The sequence below is a fragment of the Cryobacterium sp. TMT2-4 genome (genome assembly GCF_004402575.1).
Lineage (GTDB): Bacteria > Actinomycetota > Actinomycetes > Actinomycetales > Microbacteriaceae > Cryobacterium > Cryobacterium sandaracinum.
Genome location: NZ_SOGE01000012.1, coordinates 72,033 through 85,296, shown reverse-complemented (window position 1 = coordinate 85,296; position 13,264 = coordinate 72,033). Strand labels below are relative to the sequence as shown.

At 67.6% G+C, this 13,264-nt stretch carries 12 protein-coding genes and 2 tRNA genes; 4 read left to right on the top strand and 10 right to left on the bottom strand.

Features of this window, described 5'->3' with window-relative positions:
• Positions 1 to 9 precede the first annotated feature (9 nt).
• Complete coding sequence (locus E3O54_RS03340) at positions 10 to 456, top strand: GNAT family N-acetyltransferase (protein WP_104103375.1); 447 nt, start codon at positions 10 to 12, stop codon at positions 454 to 456.
• A gap of 6 nt (positions 457 to 462) precedes the next feature.
• Positions 463 to 723: a hypothetical protein gene (locus tag E3O54_RS03335; protein ID WP_241976734.1), complete on the top strand. Its 261-nt coding sequence runs from the start codon at positions 463 to 465 to the stop codon at positions 721 to 723.
• A 59-nt stretch (positions 724 to 782) separates the two neighbouring features.
• On the opposite strand, the gene E3O54_RS03330 is transcribed toward E3O54_RS03335, so the two are convergent.
• The 3 genes from E3O54_RS03330 to E3O54_RS03320 are packed head-to-tail and all read right to left on the bottom strand — an operon-like array spanning position 783 to position 4,341.
• Positions 783 to 2,096: a thiolase family protein gene (locus E3O54_RS03330; protein ID WP_370247219.1), complete on the bottom strand. Its 1,314-nt coding sequence runs from the start codon at positions 2,094 to 2,096 to the stop codon at positions 783 to 785.
• A complete protein-coding gene (locus E3O54_RS03325) occupies positions 2,068 to 3,504 on the bottom strand; it encodes a class I adenylate-forming enzyme family protein (RefSeq protein WP_104103370.1) in 1,437 nt (478 codons plus the stop codon). The genes E3O54_RS03330 and E3O54_RS03325 overlap by 29 nt, the downstream gene beginning before the upstream one ends.
• Positions 3,505 to 3,507: 3 nt before the next feature.
• Complete coding sequence (locus tag E3O54_RS03320; protein ID WP_104103367.1) at positions 3,508 to 4,341, bottom strand: class I SAM-dependent methyltransferase; 834 nt, start codon at positions 4,339 to 4,341, stop codon at positions 3,508 to 3,510.
• A 66-nt stretch (positions 4,342 to 4,407) separates the two neighbouring features.
• On the opposite strand from E3O54_RS03320, the gene E3O54_RS03315 reads away from it, so the two are divergent.
• A complete protein-coding gene (locus E3O54_RS03315) occupies positions 4,408 to 6,441 on the top strand; it encodes a M3 family metallopeptidase (protein WP_104103364.1) in 2,034 nt (677 codons plus the stop codon).
• Positions 6,442 to 6,521: 80 nt separating this feature from the next.
• On the opposite strand, the gene E3O54_RS03310 is transcribed toward E3O54_RS03315, so the two are convergent.
• The 6 genes from E3O54_RS03310 to E3O54_RS03280 form a co-directional block, all read right to left on the bottom strand.
• On the bottom strand, positions 6,522 to 7,235 hold the full coding sequence (locus E3O54_RS03310; protein ID WP_255570175.1) for a benzoate/H(+) symporter BenE family transporter: 714 nt from the start codon (positions 7,233 to 7,235) through the stop codon (positions 6,522 to 6,524).
• Positions 7,236 to 7,322: 87 nt separating this feature from the next.
• Positions 7,323 to 8,603, bottom strand: a complete 1,281-nt coding sequence (clpX, locus tag E3O54_RS03300) for an ATP-dependent Clp protease ATP-binding subunit ClpX (RefSeq protein WP_104103359.1) — start codon at positions 8,601 to 8,603, stop codon at positions 7,323 to 7,325.
• Positions 8,604 to 8,789: 186 nt separating this feature from the next.
• Positions 8,790 to 9,461 (bottom strand): ATP-dependent Clp protease proteolytic subunit, encoded by a 672-nt coding sequence (locus E3O54_RS03295; protein WP_104103356.1) that lies wholly within the window; start codon positions 9,459 to 9,461, stop codon positions 8,790 to 8,792.
• A gap of 15 nt (positions 9,462 to 9,476) precedes the next feature.
• Entirely contained in the window at positions 9,477 to 10,076 is a 600-nt protein-coding gene (locus E3O54_RS03290; protein WP_104103353.1) for an ATP-dependent Clp protease proteolytic subunit, read from the bottom strand.
• A gap of 311 nt (positions 10,077 to 10,387) precedes the next feature.
• The gene (gene tig, locus E3O54_RS03285; RefSeq protein ID WP_104103351.1) at positions 10,388 to 11,842 is read right to left on the bottom strand and encodes a trigger factor; all 1,455 of its coding nucleotides are present in this window, start codon (positions 11,840 to 11,842) and stop codon (positions 10,388 to 10,390) included.
• 41 nt (positions 11,843 to 11,883) lie between these two features.
• Positions 11,884 to 11,960: transfer RNA gene (locus tag E3O54_RS03280), tRNA-Pro, on the bottom strand.
• Between the two features lie 169 nt (positions 11,961 to 12,129).
• Between E3O54_RS03280 and E3O54_RS03275 the strand changes: the two genes are divergently transcribed.
• A tRNA-Gly gene (locus E3O54_RS03275) sits at positions 12,130 to 12,203 on the top strand.
• A gap of 32 nt (positions 12,204 to 12,235) precedes the next feature.
• On the opposite strand, the gene E3O54_RS03270 is transcribed toward E3O54_RS03275, so the two are convergent.
• Positions 12,236 to 13,207 (bottom strand): L-lactate dehydrogenase, encoded by a 972-nt coding sequence (locus E3O54_RS03270; RefSeq protein ID WP_104103349.1) that lies wholly within the window; start codon positions 13,205 to 13,207, stop codon positions 12,236 to 12,238.
• Positions 13,208 to 13,264: the final 57 nt, after the last annotated feature.

The following is a 13,264-nucleotide window of genomic DNA, read 5'->3' as shown; positions in this document are numbered from 1 at the left end:
GAGAACCGAATGTCAATCAAGGTACGCGCGCTCGGCGACAAGGACTTCTTCTCATGGCTGGGACTCTTCGAGGGCTACAGCGAGTTCTACAAGAGCGAACTGACTGATCAGAAAGCGCTCCAGGTCTGGAGCTGGATCATCGACAAGAACGAGTCTCTCGCCGGTGCCGTGGCTGTCGACGAGGACGGCGAGTTCGTCGGCTTCGCCCATTACCGCGAGGTCCCGAGCACCCTGACCGCCACTCGCGGACTGTTCCTGGACGACCTGTTCGTGTCGCCGGACTCCCGCAGCACGGGCGTCGGCCGGGCCCTGATCGAGTTCGCCAAGGAGTGCGCCGCGGCGGACCGTCTCACGACCGTGCAGTGGCTGACCGCCGCCGACAACGAGACCGCGCAGCGCCTGTACGACGATGTGGCCACCCGCACGGACTGGGTCACCTACGAGATCGAGCTGTAAGTGAAGATGGGAACCCGCTGGCCTCTGGGTCACCCGGCGCCGGCCGGGCTGCCTCATGTGGTGGAAATCGCCATCCGTGCGGTCGAAGAGGACCTCACCGCGCTGGCGGAGGACTCCAGCGCCTGGCGCTGGACACTGACCTGGCTCGAGGGCAACCCCGTGCTCGAGCTCGACAACGGCACGATCATCCGCTATGACCCGGGCGAGGACAGTGCCACGATCACGCAGCCGTCGATCGTGCTCGACGACGAAGACGACTGGATCTAACCTCTGCTGACCGGCATTCCGGTACTCCGCGGGGCCGCTCCGCACCCCGTGGTCGTGCGTCAGCGTGAGAGTCGTTCGACGCCTGCTGCCTCCGATGACAGGGACTGCTCCCAGCGGAACAGGGCGGCTACCCCCAGGCCGCCGGCGATGCTGACCGCCGCGAGGGCGGCGTCCCCCGGCGTTGCCGCGGCGCGACACTGCTGCAGCAGCCTCAGTACCAGCAGGGCTCCGCTGGCGCCGAACGGATGCCCGAGGGCCAGCGCTCCGCCCTCGCGGTTGGCGTGCTCCTCCGCAACGCCGAGCAGATCGAGGGATGCGAGCACCTGCGCCGCGAACGCCTCGTTGAACTCGATCCGAGCCAGGTCGGCCCCGGTCAGGCCCTGCCGGAGCAGCACGAGGCGCGCGGCCTCGGCGCCGGCGATGCCGAGGAAGTTCGGGTCCGTGCCGGTGACCGCGGCGTCGACGAAGGATAACCAGCCGGTCAGTCCGAGTTCGCGTGCCCGCCGGCGGCTGGTGACCAGGACCACGACGGCGCCATCGGCATCCGCGCAGGAGTTGCCGGCGGTGACCGTTCCTCCCGGCCGGAAGACCGGCGCGAACCGGGCCAGCAGGGTCTCAGTCAGACCCGGGCGGGGACCCTCGTCGACGAAAACCGGGCCGGTCTCTGTCGGCAGCGGCACGATCTCGGGGGCTGGCACGGCGGCAGCCGTGGCGGCCAGCCGGTGACTGCGGAGGGCGAAGGCATCCTGCCGCTGCCGGGAGATGCCGTAGCGGTCGGCCACGTTCTCGGCGGCGACGCCCATGTCGGGGTCGCCGATCGAATCGGGGGCGAAACGCACGCGATCGAAGAAGTCCGGCTGCCCGGCGCTCGAGGTGAGCCGGTGCGCACGCAGCGGGGCCGTGCTGCAACTCTCGACTCCCCCGGCAAGGTAGAGGTCGCCGGCGCCGGCGGCAACCAACCGGCAGGCCAGCACGATGGCCTCAAGGCCGGAGCCGCACTGCCGGTCGATCGTGAGGCCAGGGACGGAATCCGGCAGACCGGCCGTCAGCGCGGCGAGGCGGGCAACATTGCCGCCGCCGCCCGCCGCGTTGCCGATGATGACGTCGTCGATGGCAGCCGGGGACACCCCGCCGCCGGACACCACGGCGTTCAGCACGGGGGCCAGCAGGTCTTCGGCACGGGTGTGCGCGAACACCCCGTTGCGGCGGCCGAAGGCGGTGCGGCGGGCAAGAACGATCACGGGTTCCCGGGCATCGTCGGTTGGCGGGCCGGCGTGCGAATCGACGGTGTCGGCGCTGGGAGCAGCGGAGCCGTCGGCACCGACCGCGTCCGGCCGGATTGGGTCAGCGGAGCGGGCGCACACGACGGTCACCCTCCTCGATCCAGCGGCGCAGCATCACCCGGCTGAGTTTACCGGCCGAGGTGAGCGGCAGTTCCGCCAGGGCGTAGTAGGCGCGGGGCCGGTGGGGCGCGGCGAGCAGAGCCGCGACGTATGACCGGATGCGCGCGGCATCCGTCTCGGAGCCCGCGATCACGGCGGCCACCACGCGGGTCCCGCGAACGGGGTCCGGCAGACCGGTGACGACGGCCGCCTCCACGCCGGGAAGGCCGCGCAAAGCCGCTTCGACCTGCTGCGGGTAGACGTTGTGCCCGGACGTGACGATGAGGTCGGCGCGGCGGCCGAGGTGGTGCAGCACGGCCGCCGGGTCGAGGAAGCCGATGTCGCCGACCGTGCACCAGTCGACCTCGCGGCGGAACGCCTCGCCGTCGTCGCCCCAGGCGTACCCGCCGCCCACCAGAAGGCTGCGCACGAAGATGGTGCCCGGGGTGCCGGTCGGCAGGGCGCGTCCCGCGTCGTCCTGGATGCGCACCTCCACGCCGGGCAGAGCCCGCCCGACGGCGGTCGCCGAGATCGGCGACACCTCGCCGGGACGCAGCACGGATGCCGTCACGAAGCTCAGTTCGGCCGCCCCGTAGTACTCGAACACGCTGGCGTCCGGCGCCCAGAGGCGCAGCATCGACAGGGTTCCCGGGTCGAGTTTGGCCCCCGCACTCACGATGCCGGTGAGCCCCCTGCCGGTGGGGGGCCTGCCGTCCGTGCCGACGGACAGCGCGTGCGCGGCGATCACACGCAGCACGGTCGGCGCCGCCACGATCCGGGTGATCTGCTCGACAGTGACACAGGCGACAGCGGCGGCGGCGGAGAAGCGGTGCAGAGCGAAGAAGGCGGAGCCGGTGTGCAGCGATTCGGCGAAAGCGTAGAGGCTGAGGCTGGCAGAGAGCGGGCCGGGCGCCAGTGTGCGGTCGTGCCGAGTCAGGCCGAAGAACTCGGTGCCCAGCGCGAACGAGCGCTGCCAGGAGGCTCGGCTGCGCGTGAATGCCTTGGGTACGGAGGTCGTGCCGGAGGTGAACCCGTAGAGGAAGTCCCTGTCGGGTGGACCGTCGCGCAGCTCCGTGCCGAGCAGGGGCGCGCCGGCGGCGACCCGTCCGTCCAACCCTGCGGTCCTCGCCAGGCGGCTCTCGACCACCCTGCGCTGCGCCTCCGGCCAGTCAGGGTTGAGAATCGCAGAGCAGCGGCCTTCGGCGACGCCCGCGGCGAAGGCAACGGCGAACGCGGTGCCGTGGGGCAGGCAGACGCTGGAGATCCGGGGCGTCGCGGGCAGGATCGCCGCCGCCGCATCGCGGAGCTCGGCGAAGCTGATTCGGTCGGCGCCGACCGCGACGGCGGTGGCGTCGGGCTGAACCTGGGCCCAGTGTTGGAGTCGGTCGAGGAACGGCACGGGCTACTTCCTGGCGACGATCTCGCCGTGTGGGATACCGCACCAGCCATCGGGGTCGCCGGCCCACTGCAGCCATGCGGCTTGCATCATCCGAAGGTCGGCGAGGTCGGCCGCGCCCACCTCGATGGCGTGTGCCGCGAAGTCGGACTCGATCACCCGCTCGGCCCAGGATTGCCCCCACCACTCGCGTTCGACATCCGAGGCGAAGCACCAAAGGGATGCCGAACTCGCCACGTCGGTGAACCCGGCCTTGCGCGCCCAGGCTTTGAGAGCGCGCCCGGCGTCGGGGTCGCCGCCGTTCCAGTACTGCACGTCGCGGAAGGCGCTCTCCCACAGCTGCAGGCCCTGAAGCTTCGGGTAGTACATCACTCCCCCGGAATCGACGTCGCGGGCGGCGAGGATTCCGCCCGGTCTCAGCACGCGCCGGAACTCCCGCAGCGCGGCGACGGGGTTGGCGAGGTGCTGGAGCACCTGGTGCGCGTGCACGATGTCGAAGCTCGCGTCGGCGAAGCCGAGCGCGTAGGCGTCACCCACCCGGAACGACACGTTCCGCACCCCCTCATCGAAGGCCAGCCCGGCTGCGCGCAGCACAATCTGCTCCGACGCATCGATGCCGGTGACCTGACCGGGATACAGCCGGCGTGCCAGGTCGACCGTGACCGTGCCCGAACCGCAGCCCACGTCGAGCAGGGTCAGCCCGGCATCCAGGTGTGGGATCAGGTAGGCCGCCGAGTTGGCCACCGTGCGCCAGGTATGCGAGCGCAGCACGCTCTCGTGATGCCCGTGCGTGTACTGCTCCCGGGGCGCGGTCTCGGGGCGTGCCGGCTCGTCGATCATGAACCGATCCTAGGCGTGCGGGGGAATACTCCGACAGACGAAATGTGGATGTGACAGGGTGAAGAAATGAACCCCTTCGCCAGCATCAGCACGCTTCCGTTCGAGCTGCCCCCGTTCGCGCTGATTGCGGAGGAGCACTACCGGCCGGCGTTCCTGGACGGTATGTCCGAGCAGTTGGCCGAGATTGCGGCGATCTGCGCGAGCGCGGATGCCCCCACCTTCGACAACACGATGGTTCCGCTCGAGCGCAGCGGACCGTTGCTGACCCGGGTGGCCGAGGTGTTCTTCAACCGGAGTTCGTCGGACTCCAGCGACTTTACCAACGCCCTCGAGGAGGAACTGGCCCCGCTCCTCGCGGCGCACGCGGACGCCATCCGTCTGGACCCTGGCCTGTTCACCCGGATCGCCGCTCTGCAGGAGCAGCGGGACCGGTTGGACCTGGAGCCGGAGGAGCGCTACCTGATCGAGCGGTACTTCACCGAGTTCACGCTCGCGGGCGCGGGCCTCGGCGACGACGACAAGGCCCGGCTGCGTAACTACAATAAGCGGCTCTCCACGGTCACCACCCGGTTCGAGAAGAACCTGCTCGCCGACACCATCGATCTGGCACTCGTGCTCGACGACGTGAGCGAGCTGGATGGCCTCACCCCCGGTCAGATCTCCGCCGCGGCCGAGGCCGCCCACGAGCGCGGCCTGACCGGCCGTTACGTGATCACTCTGGTGCTGGCTACCTCGCACCCCTACTTGGCACAGCTGACGAACCGGGGTGTGCGGGAACGGCTGCTGGCCGCCTCACGGTCCCGGGGCATCCGTGGCGGGCAGTTCGACAACCGCGCCCTCGTGCTGGAGATCTCGCGGCTGCGTGCCGAGCGAGCCCGGCTGCTCGGATTCGACAGCCACGCGGCCGGCGTGACCGCGGACCAGACGGCGAAGACCCCGGAGGCGGTCGCCGACATGCTCGGGCGCCTCGCGCCGGCGGCAGCCCGGAATGCGCGCGTCGAGCAGGCCGACCTGCAGGAGCAGATCGATGCGGACGGCGGGGACTTCGAGCTCGCCGCCTGGGACTGGGCCTTCTACACGGAGAGGGTGCGGCGAGCCCGCTACGACGTGGACACCGCGGCCATGCGCCCCTACTTCGAGTTCGAACGGGTGCTGCAGGACGGCGTGTTCTACGCGGCCAATCGGCTCTACGGCGTCACCTTCACCGAGCGACCCGACCTCGTCGCCTGGCACCCCGGCGCGCGTGTGTTCGAGGTCGCCGAGGCCGACGGCTCGCCCGTGGGCCTGTACATCATCGACGTCTACACCCGCGACTCCAAGCGGGGCGGCGCCTGGATGAACGCCCTGGGCTCCCAGTCGACGCTTATAGGTACCCCCACGATCGTCTGCAACAACCTGAACGTTCCCCGGCCGGCGACGGGCGAGCCCACCCTGCTCAGTTTCGACGAGGTCGTCACCCTGTTCCACGAGTTCGGGCACGCCCTGCACGGCCTGTTCGCGCGGGTCACCTACCCGAAATTCGCCGGCACCAATGTGTACCGCGACTTTGTGGAGTTCCCCAGCCAGGTCAACGAGATGTGGATGCTGTGGCCCGACGTGCTCGCGAACTATGCTCGTCACCACGAGACCGGGGAGCCCATGCCCCAGGACCTCGTCGACCGCATCCACGCCTCGTCCACCTTCAACGAGGGCTTCTCCACCAGCGAGTACCTTGCGGCGGCCCTGCTCGACCAGGCCTGGCACCGCATCGAAGCCGACGACAGGGTGACGGATGTCGCCGCGTTCGAGGCATCCGCCCTCGCCGCCGTGGGGCTCGACAATCCTGCCGTGCCGACCCGCTATTCCAGCACCTACTTCGCGCACACCTTTGCCGGCGGCTACGACGCCGGCTACTACTCCTACATCTGGAGTGAGGTGCTGGACGCCGACACCGGCGAGTGGTTCGCAGAGAACGGCGGGCTCACCCGGGCCAACGGAGACCGTTTCCGGTCGCGGCTGCTGAGCGTGGGCGGCAGCACAGACCCGCTCGCCGCCTACCGCCATTTCCGCGGTCGTGACGCCGACATTCAGCCGCTGCTCGACCGTCGCGGCCTGAACTAGCACCGTCCGGCACTGCCCGGCCCTGCCCGGCCCTGCCCGGCGCCCTAACGCCCCGCCCCTGAACCAATTCGACGGAGATTTTACGGAAACCGGCCGCATTCGGCCCGTGTGGGCCCGATTTCGGCAAAATCTCCGTCGAATTCGTTAGGGGGCAGCGACGGCAGTTGGGTGAGAGCGCCCGGAGGGCATCCAGCCGAGCCAGAGCATGACCACGCCGCCGATGACCAGCCCCCGAACGCGGAGCCGATGCCCAACACCGAAACGCCCGACGCGGTGACCAGGACGAGGCAGGCCGCCCCGGAGGCAGCCGTGGCGATCCACCGCTTCGGGCCGTCAGGATGCGCGTCGGGGCCGGCCATCGGCGCGGTCGTGATTGCCGTCAGGGTGATGCCGAGCGCACCGACGACCGATCCGACCGCGTTCGCCAGACCGGAGCCGACCAGATCGCGCAGGGCGGAGGCTGGTAGCCGAACGTCGATGATCGCGGCCACGACCATGGTCGCCGGCACCATCCACGCGCGCGCCGGCTTGCCCGCGGCGAGCCAGACCAGAACAACCGGCACCGCGAGCAGCGGCTGCTGCACAGCTGCCGTCACCGGGGCCGGGCAGATCGGGAACAGGATGCCGGCAAGCATCGCACTGGCGATCGGCTTCGGGATATAGCACGCCGTCGATGCCGACCAGCAGGCAGGGCGCCAACAGCACGGGTGCCGTCTGCGAATCGGTCGCGCCCACGGCCTGCAGCCCGGCGATGACGAGCACGAATGAACCCGCGAATCCGGTGACCGCCGCAACGACGCCGACGAAGGCGGGCTGGTACACGGCGGCCCCCGGGCCCAGTTCGGTCGGGTGCCGAAGCGGGGTGAGGCCGGACGCTGAACCTAGGCGGACTTGTCGACGCGGCGGGCCTTGTGCAGCACGATCGTGGGCTCGGCGTTATCGAGCACGGCGGCCCGGGTGACCACGACGCGCGCCACCTCGGAGCTCGACGGCACCTCGAACATGATCGGTCCGAGCACTTCTTCCATGATCGCTCGCAGGCCACGCGCACCGGTCTTGCGCAGGACCGCGAGGTCGGCGATGGCCTCCAACGCCGGCTGTTCGAACTCGAGCTCGACGCCGTCGAGCTGGAACATGCGCTGGTACTGCCGCACGAGGGCGTTCTTCGGGACGGTCAAAATCTGCATCAGGGCCACCTGGTCGAGCTGGGTGACGGTGGTGACCACGGGCAGACGGCCGATGAACTCGGGGATCAGGCCGAATTTGTGCAGGTCTTCCGGGAGCACCTCACTGAACAGGTTGACGTCGTCACCCTTGCTGTGAAGCGGAGCGCCGAACCCGATGCCCTTCTTGCCGGCCCGGGTCGAAATGATGTCATCCAGGCCCGCGAACGCGCCGGCCACGATGAACAGCACATTCGTGGTGTCGATCTGAATGAATTCCTGGTGCGGATGCTTGCGCCCACCCTGCGGCGGAACCGAGGCCACAGTGCCCTCGAGAATCTTCAACAGGGCCTGCTGCACACCCTCGCCGGACACGTCGCGGGTGATCGAGGGATTCTCGGCCTTGCGCGCGATCTTGTCGATCTCGTCGATGTAAATGATGCCGGTCTCGGCGCGCTTGACGTCGTAGTCGGCGGCCTGGATCAACTTGAGGAGGATGTTCTCCACGTCTTCACCGACATAGCCGGCCTCGGTGAGAGCCGTCGCATCCGCCACGGCGAATGGAACGTTGAGGCGTTTTGCCAGCGTCTGGGCGAGGTAGGTCTTTCCGCAGCCGGTAGGGCCGATCAACAGAATATTGGACTTGGCGATTTCTACGTCGTCGTGGATGGCGTCGGCGGCGGTGAGGGTGGCGCGGGAGCGTACGCGCTTGTAATGGTTGTAGACGGCAACGGCGAGGGCGCGCTTTGCGGCTTCCTGCCCGATGACGTATTCCTCGAGGAAGCCGAAGATCTCCTTCGGCTTGGGCAATTCGAATTCGCCGGCACCGTCTTCAGCGGTGGCTTCGGCCAAACGCTCCTCGATGATCTCGTTGCACAACTCGACGCACTCGTCGCAGATGTAGACACCGGGGCCCGCAATGAGCTGCTGCACCTGCTTCTGGCTCTTTCCGCAGAAAGAGCATTTCAACAGGTCAGCGCTTTCGCCTATTCGGGCCATCCGTCAGCCTCCTCCATTGACAACTGCATCGAGCCTAGCCTGTGCCTGTGCGGCACGGGTGCAGGCTGACCGCATCTGTCGAATAACGTTCAGGCACCGTTCTGCCCGAACTCTCCGATATGCGAAACGCGACGGATGCCCGGCTCCGTTGAGCCGGACATCCGTCGCGTTCACGGTTTCGCTCTTCTACTTGACGAGCGTGGGCACGTTTTTGCGGCTGGTCAGGATCTGGTCGATCAGGCCGTACTCGAGGGCCTCGGCCGAGCCGAGGATCTTGTCGCGGTCGATATCCTTGTGAACCTGCTCCGCGCTGCGGTTGGAGTGGTGAGCGATGGTGAATTCGAGCCACTCCCGCATCCGCTGAATCTCAGCTGCCTGGATCTCGATGTCGGAGGCCTGACCTCCGCCCTGTCCGCCGGCCGAGGGCTGGTGGATGAGGATGCGGGCGTTGGGAAGGGCGAGGCGCTTCCCGGGTGTGCCGCCGGCAAGCAGCACGGCCGCAGCGGATGCCGCCTGGCCGAGGCAGACCGTCTGGATGTGCGGACGAATGTACTGCATCGTGTCGTAGATCGCCGTCATCGCGGTGAAGGAGCCACCCGGTGAGTTGATGTACATCACGATGTCCCGGTCCGGGTCCTGGCTCTCGAGCACCAGGAGCTGGGCCATGACGTCATCGGCGGACGCGTCGTCCACCTGCACGCCGAGAAAGATGATGCGGTCCTCGAAGAGCTTCGCGTAGGGGTCCTGGCGCTTGTAGCCGTAGGCCGTGCGCTCTTCAAACGTGGGAAGGATGTATCGGGCCTCGGGAGCCTGCGAAGCGCGGCCCCCGGCCTGGTGACCAAAATTCGTGAATTCCATGTCGTCTCGCCCGTCCTACTTCTTGTTCACTGAGTCGTCGGTGCCGCCGCCGCCGACCACTTCCGACGCGGAGCCGCGCAGGTGGTCGACAAAACCATAGGCCACGGCCTCGTGAGCGGTGAACCAGTTGTCGCGGTCGTTGTCAATGAGGATCTGCTCGACCGACTTGCCGGTCTGCTCTGCCGTGAGTTCGGCCATCCGCTTCTTCATATCCAGGATGACCTTCGCCTGCGTCTGGATGTCGGCGGCCGTGCCACCGAATCCGCCGGACGGCTGGTGCAACAGGACCCGGGCGTTGGGTGTGATGTACCGCTTGCCCTTGGTTCCAGAGGACAACAGGAACTGCCCCATCGAGGCAGCGAGTCCGATGCCGACGGTGACGATGTCGTTCGGAACGAACCTCATCGTGTCGTAGATGGCCATGCCCGCCGTGATTGAGCCGCCGGGCGAGTTGATGTACAGGAAGATATCCCGCTCCGAGTCCTCTGCGGCCAGCAGCAGGATTTTGGCACAAATCTCGTTGGCGTTCTCATCCCGGACCTCTGAACCCAGCCAGATGATGCGGTCTTTCAGCAGTCGGTCAAAAACGCCCGGTGTAGGTGTCATATCGGCCATGTCGCGCTCCGTTTCACTTGTCGCTTCAGATTGAATCTATAGGAGCCAACGCTCCGGAACGGCTGTGTTCGCCCTCGGCAGATAACGCGCCGCCCACGCATCAGTCGCTCCGAACCAATTCGACGGAGATTCTGCTCTCCTGGCCCCGAAAACCGTGCATAACGGCCCTTAACCCGAAAATCTCCGTCGAATTGGTCCAGGGCGGGAGAGCTGAGGGCAAGGGACGAGAGCGGGGGCGGCAGGGCAGAAACGCGGAACGGGTCGGATGTCTGTGACATCCGACCCGAACGCCCGCGTGAGCGGTCGTCGTGCTACTTCTTGGCGGCGGCCTTCTTCTTCGCCGCGGTGGCCTTGGCCTTGGCTGCCTTCGCTGCCGTGGCCTTGGCGGCCTTGATGGCCTCGACCTCGGCGTCGACCTCGGCCTCGACCTCGGCGGCGTCGGAGTCGTCCTCCTCGATCTCCTCTTCCTCGTCCTCGCCGGACGCCTCGTCGGCGACCGCGACGAACTCGGACAGGTCGACGGCGTTACCGTTGGAGTCAACGACCTCGGCCTTGCCCAGCGCGATGGCGAGGGCCTTGTTGCGGGCAACCTCGGCCACCATCGACGGGATCTGACCGTTGCCGCTCAGCGCCTGGACGAATTCGCTCGGGTCCATGCCGTACTGGGCTGCGCCCTGGATCAGGTACTGAGTGAGCTCGTCCTGGCTGACCTGGACCTTCTCGGCCTCGGCGATGGTGTCGAGCAGGATCTGCTGACGGAAGGTCTTCTCGCTGGCCTCGGTGACCTCGGCGCGGTGCTCGGCGTCTTCGAGGCGGTTCTCGCCCTCGAGGTGGCGACGCACCTCGTCCTCGATGATCGCGGTCGGAATCGGAACCTCGACCGACTCGAGCAGCTGCTCGACGAGCTTCTCGCGGGCCTGGGTGCCTTGGCCGAAGACCTTGGAGCGCTCGACCTGGCCCTTGAGGCTCTCGGTCAGTTCGGCGATGGTGTCGAACTCGCTGGCGATCTGCGCGAAGTCGTCGTCGGCGGTGGGAAGCTCGCGCTCCTTGACGGCGCCGACGGTGACGGTGATCTCGGCGGTCTCGCCCTCGTGGTCCCCACCCATGAGGTTGGAATTGAAGGTGGTGGTCTCACCGGCGCTGAGAGAGTCGAGCGCCTCGTCGATGCCGTCGATGAGGTCGCCGGATCCGACCTCGTAGGAGATGCCGGTGGCGTTGTCGACCTCGACGCTGTTGATGGCGGCGATCAGGTCGATCTGCACGAAGTCGCCCGTGGTGGCGGGACGATCGACGGTGACGAGAGTGCCGAAGCGGCTGCGCAGGTTGTCGAGTTCCTCGGTGACCTCTGCATCGGACACCTCGACGGCGTCGACGGTGAGCTTCAGCCCGGAGTAGTTCGGCAGGTCGATCTCGGGGCGCACGTCGACCTCGATGGCCAGTTCCAGGTCTCCGGAGAAGTCCTTGTCGCTGGGCCAGGCGACGATGTCTGCCTCGGGGCGGCCCAGGGGGCGCAGCTTGTGCTCGGTCACGGCCGAGCGGTAGAAACCGTCGAGGCTCTCGTTGACCGCATGCTCGAGCACGGCGGACTTGCCGACACGCTGGTCGATGATGGCCGGCGGGACCTTGCCCTTGCGGAAGCCGGGGATGTTGATGTCCTCGGCGATGTGGCCGTAGGCGTGGGTGATGCTGGGCTTCAGCTCCTCGGGAGCCACCGAGATGGTGACCTTCGCGCGAGTGGGGCTCAGTTGTTCTACCGTGGACTTCACGTGGCAATCTCCTGTGTTCGACCGATGTATTTAGGGGGTGTTGGTCGGGGCGACAGGATTCGAACCTGCGACCTCTCGGCCCCAAACCGAGCGCTCTACCAAGCTGAGCTACGCCCCGGACAATTTCTCAACCCGGTGATGGCATCCGCTTGGCGCGCAGAGTTCGCGCAATTCGCGGAATGACCTCGCTAAGTCTACTGCACGGTCCGGATGCCGCGGGTCGAGGCGTGCAGCTGGCGACCGTCGACGTGTACTACGCTTAGTGAGTGCGCGGGGGACTGCGCCCGGGGGATGTAGCTCAATGGTAGAGCCTCAGTTTTCCAAACTGATGGCGCGGGTTCGATTCCCGTCATCCCCTCCACACAACATCCTGGACGGATCGTCTCACACGGCTCAGTCGAGTCCGAGCCCGTTCAGCGTCGTGCGCAACGTCGCCGCCGAGTGCTCGAACAGCTCCTGCTCCTTCTCGCTGAAGGGAACCTCGATCACGCGCGAGACGCCCTCGGCGTTGATCACGCTCGGCACCGACAGCGCCACGTCGCTGACGCCCCGGTAGTCGGTGAGCACCGAGCTGACCGGAAGCACGGCGCCCTCGTCGCGCAGCACGGCCTCGACGATCCGGGCGCCCGAAAGCCCGATCGCGTAGTTCGTGGCGCCCTTGCCGGCGATGACCGTATACGCCGCGGTCTTCACGCTCTCGGTGATCGCGTCGAATTCCGCCTCCGAGAACGGCACCAGACCCTTAGGCGAGATGTCGTCCTGCACCCACTCGGCCAGGGAGATCGGGCCAATCCGGGCCTGGGACCAGAGCGGGAACTCCGAGTCGCCGTGCTCTCCGACGATCACGGCGTGCACATTGGCGATCGCGACGCCGACCCGGTGCGCGAGCATCCAGCGCAGCCGGGAGGAGTCGAGCACCGTGCCCGACCCGAAGACGCGCGTGGCCGGCAGCCCGCTGAACTGGCGGGCAGCATAGGCAAGCACGTCGCAGGGGTTGGTGACGAGCATATAGACGGCGTCCGGGGCTCGCTCGACCAGCTGGGGCATCAGCTCCCGCAGGATCCCGACATTGACGCCGGCCATCTCGAGCCGGGACTGACCGGGGTGCTGTCTGGCCCCGGCCGTGATCACGACCATGTTCGCCCCCGCGATGGCGTCGAGGTCGCTGCCGCCGGCCACGCAGGAAGCACCCGTGAACTGGGTGCCGTGGGCCAGGTCGAGAACCTCGGCCTCCACCTTGGGCCCGTTGATGTCGTAGAGCACGACTTCCCGCGCGGACTGCCGGATCAGTGCGGCGTAGGCCAGGGACGACCCGACGGCCCCGGCTCCGATGATGGCCAGCTTGGAATTCGCGATCTCGCTCATAAGCTCATTCTGCACCCCTGACCGGGCCGGATCCGAGTATCCGGATATCCGTGGCTG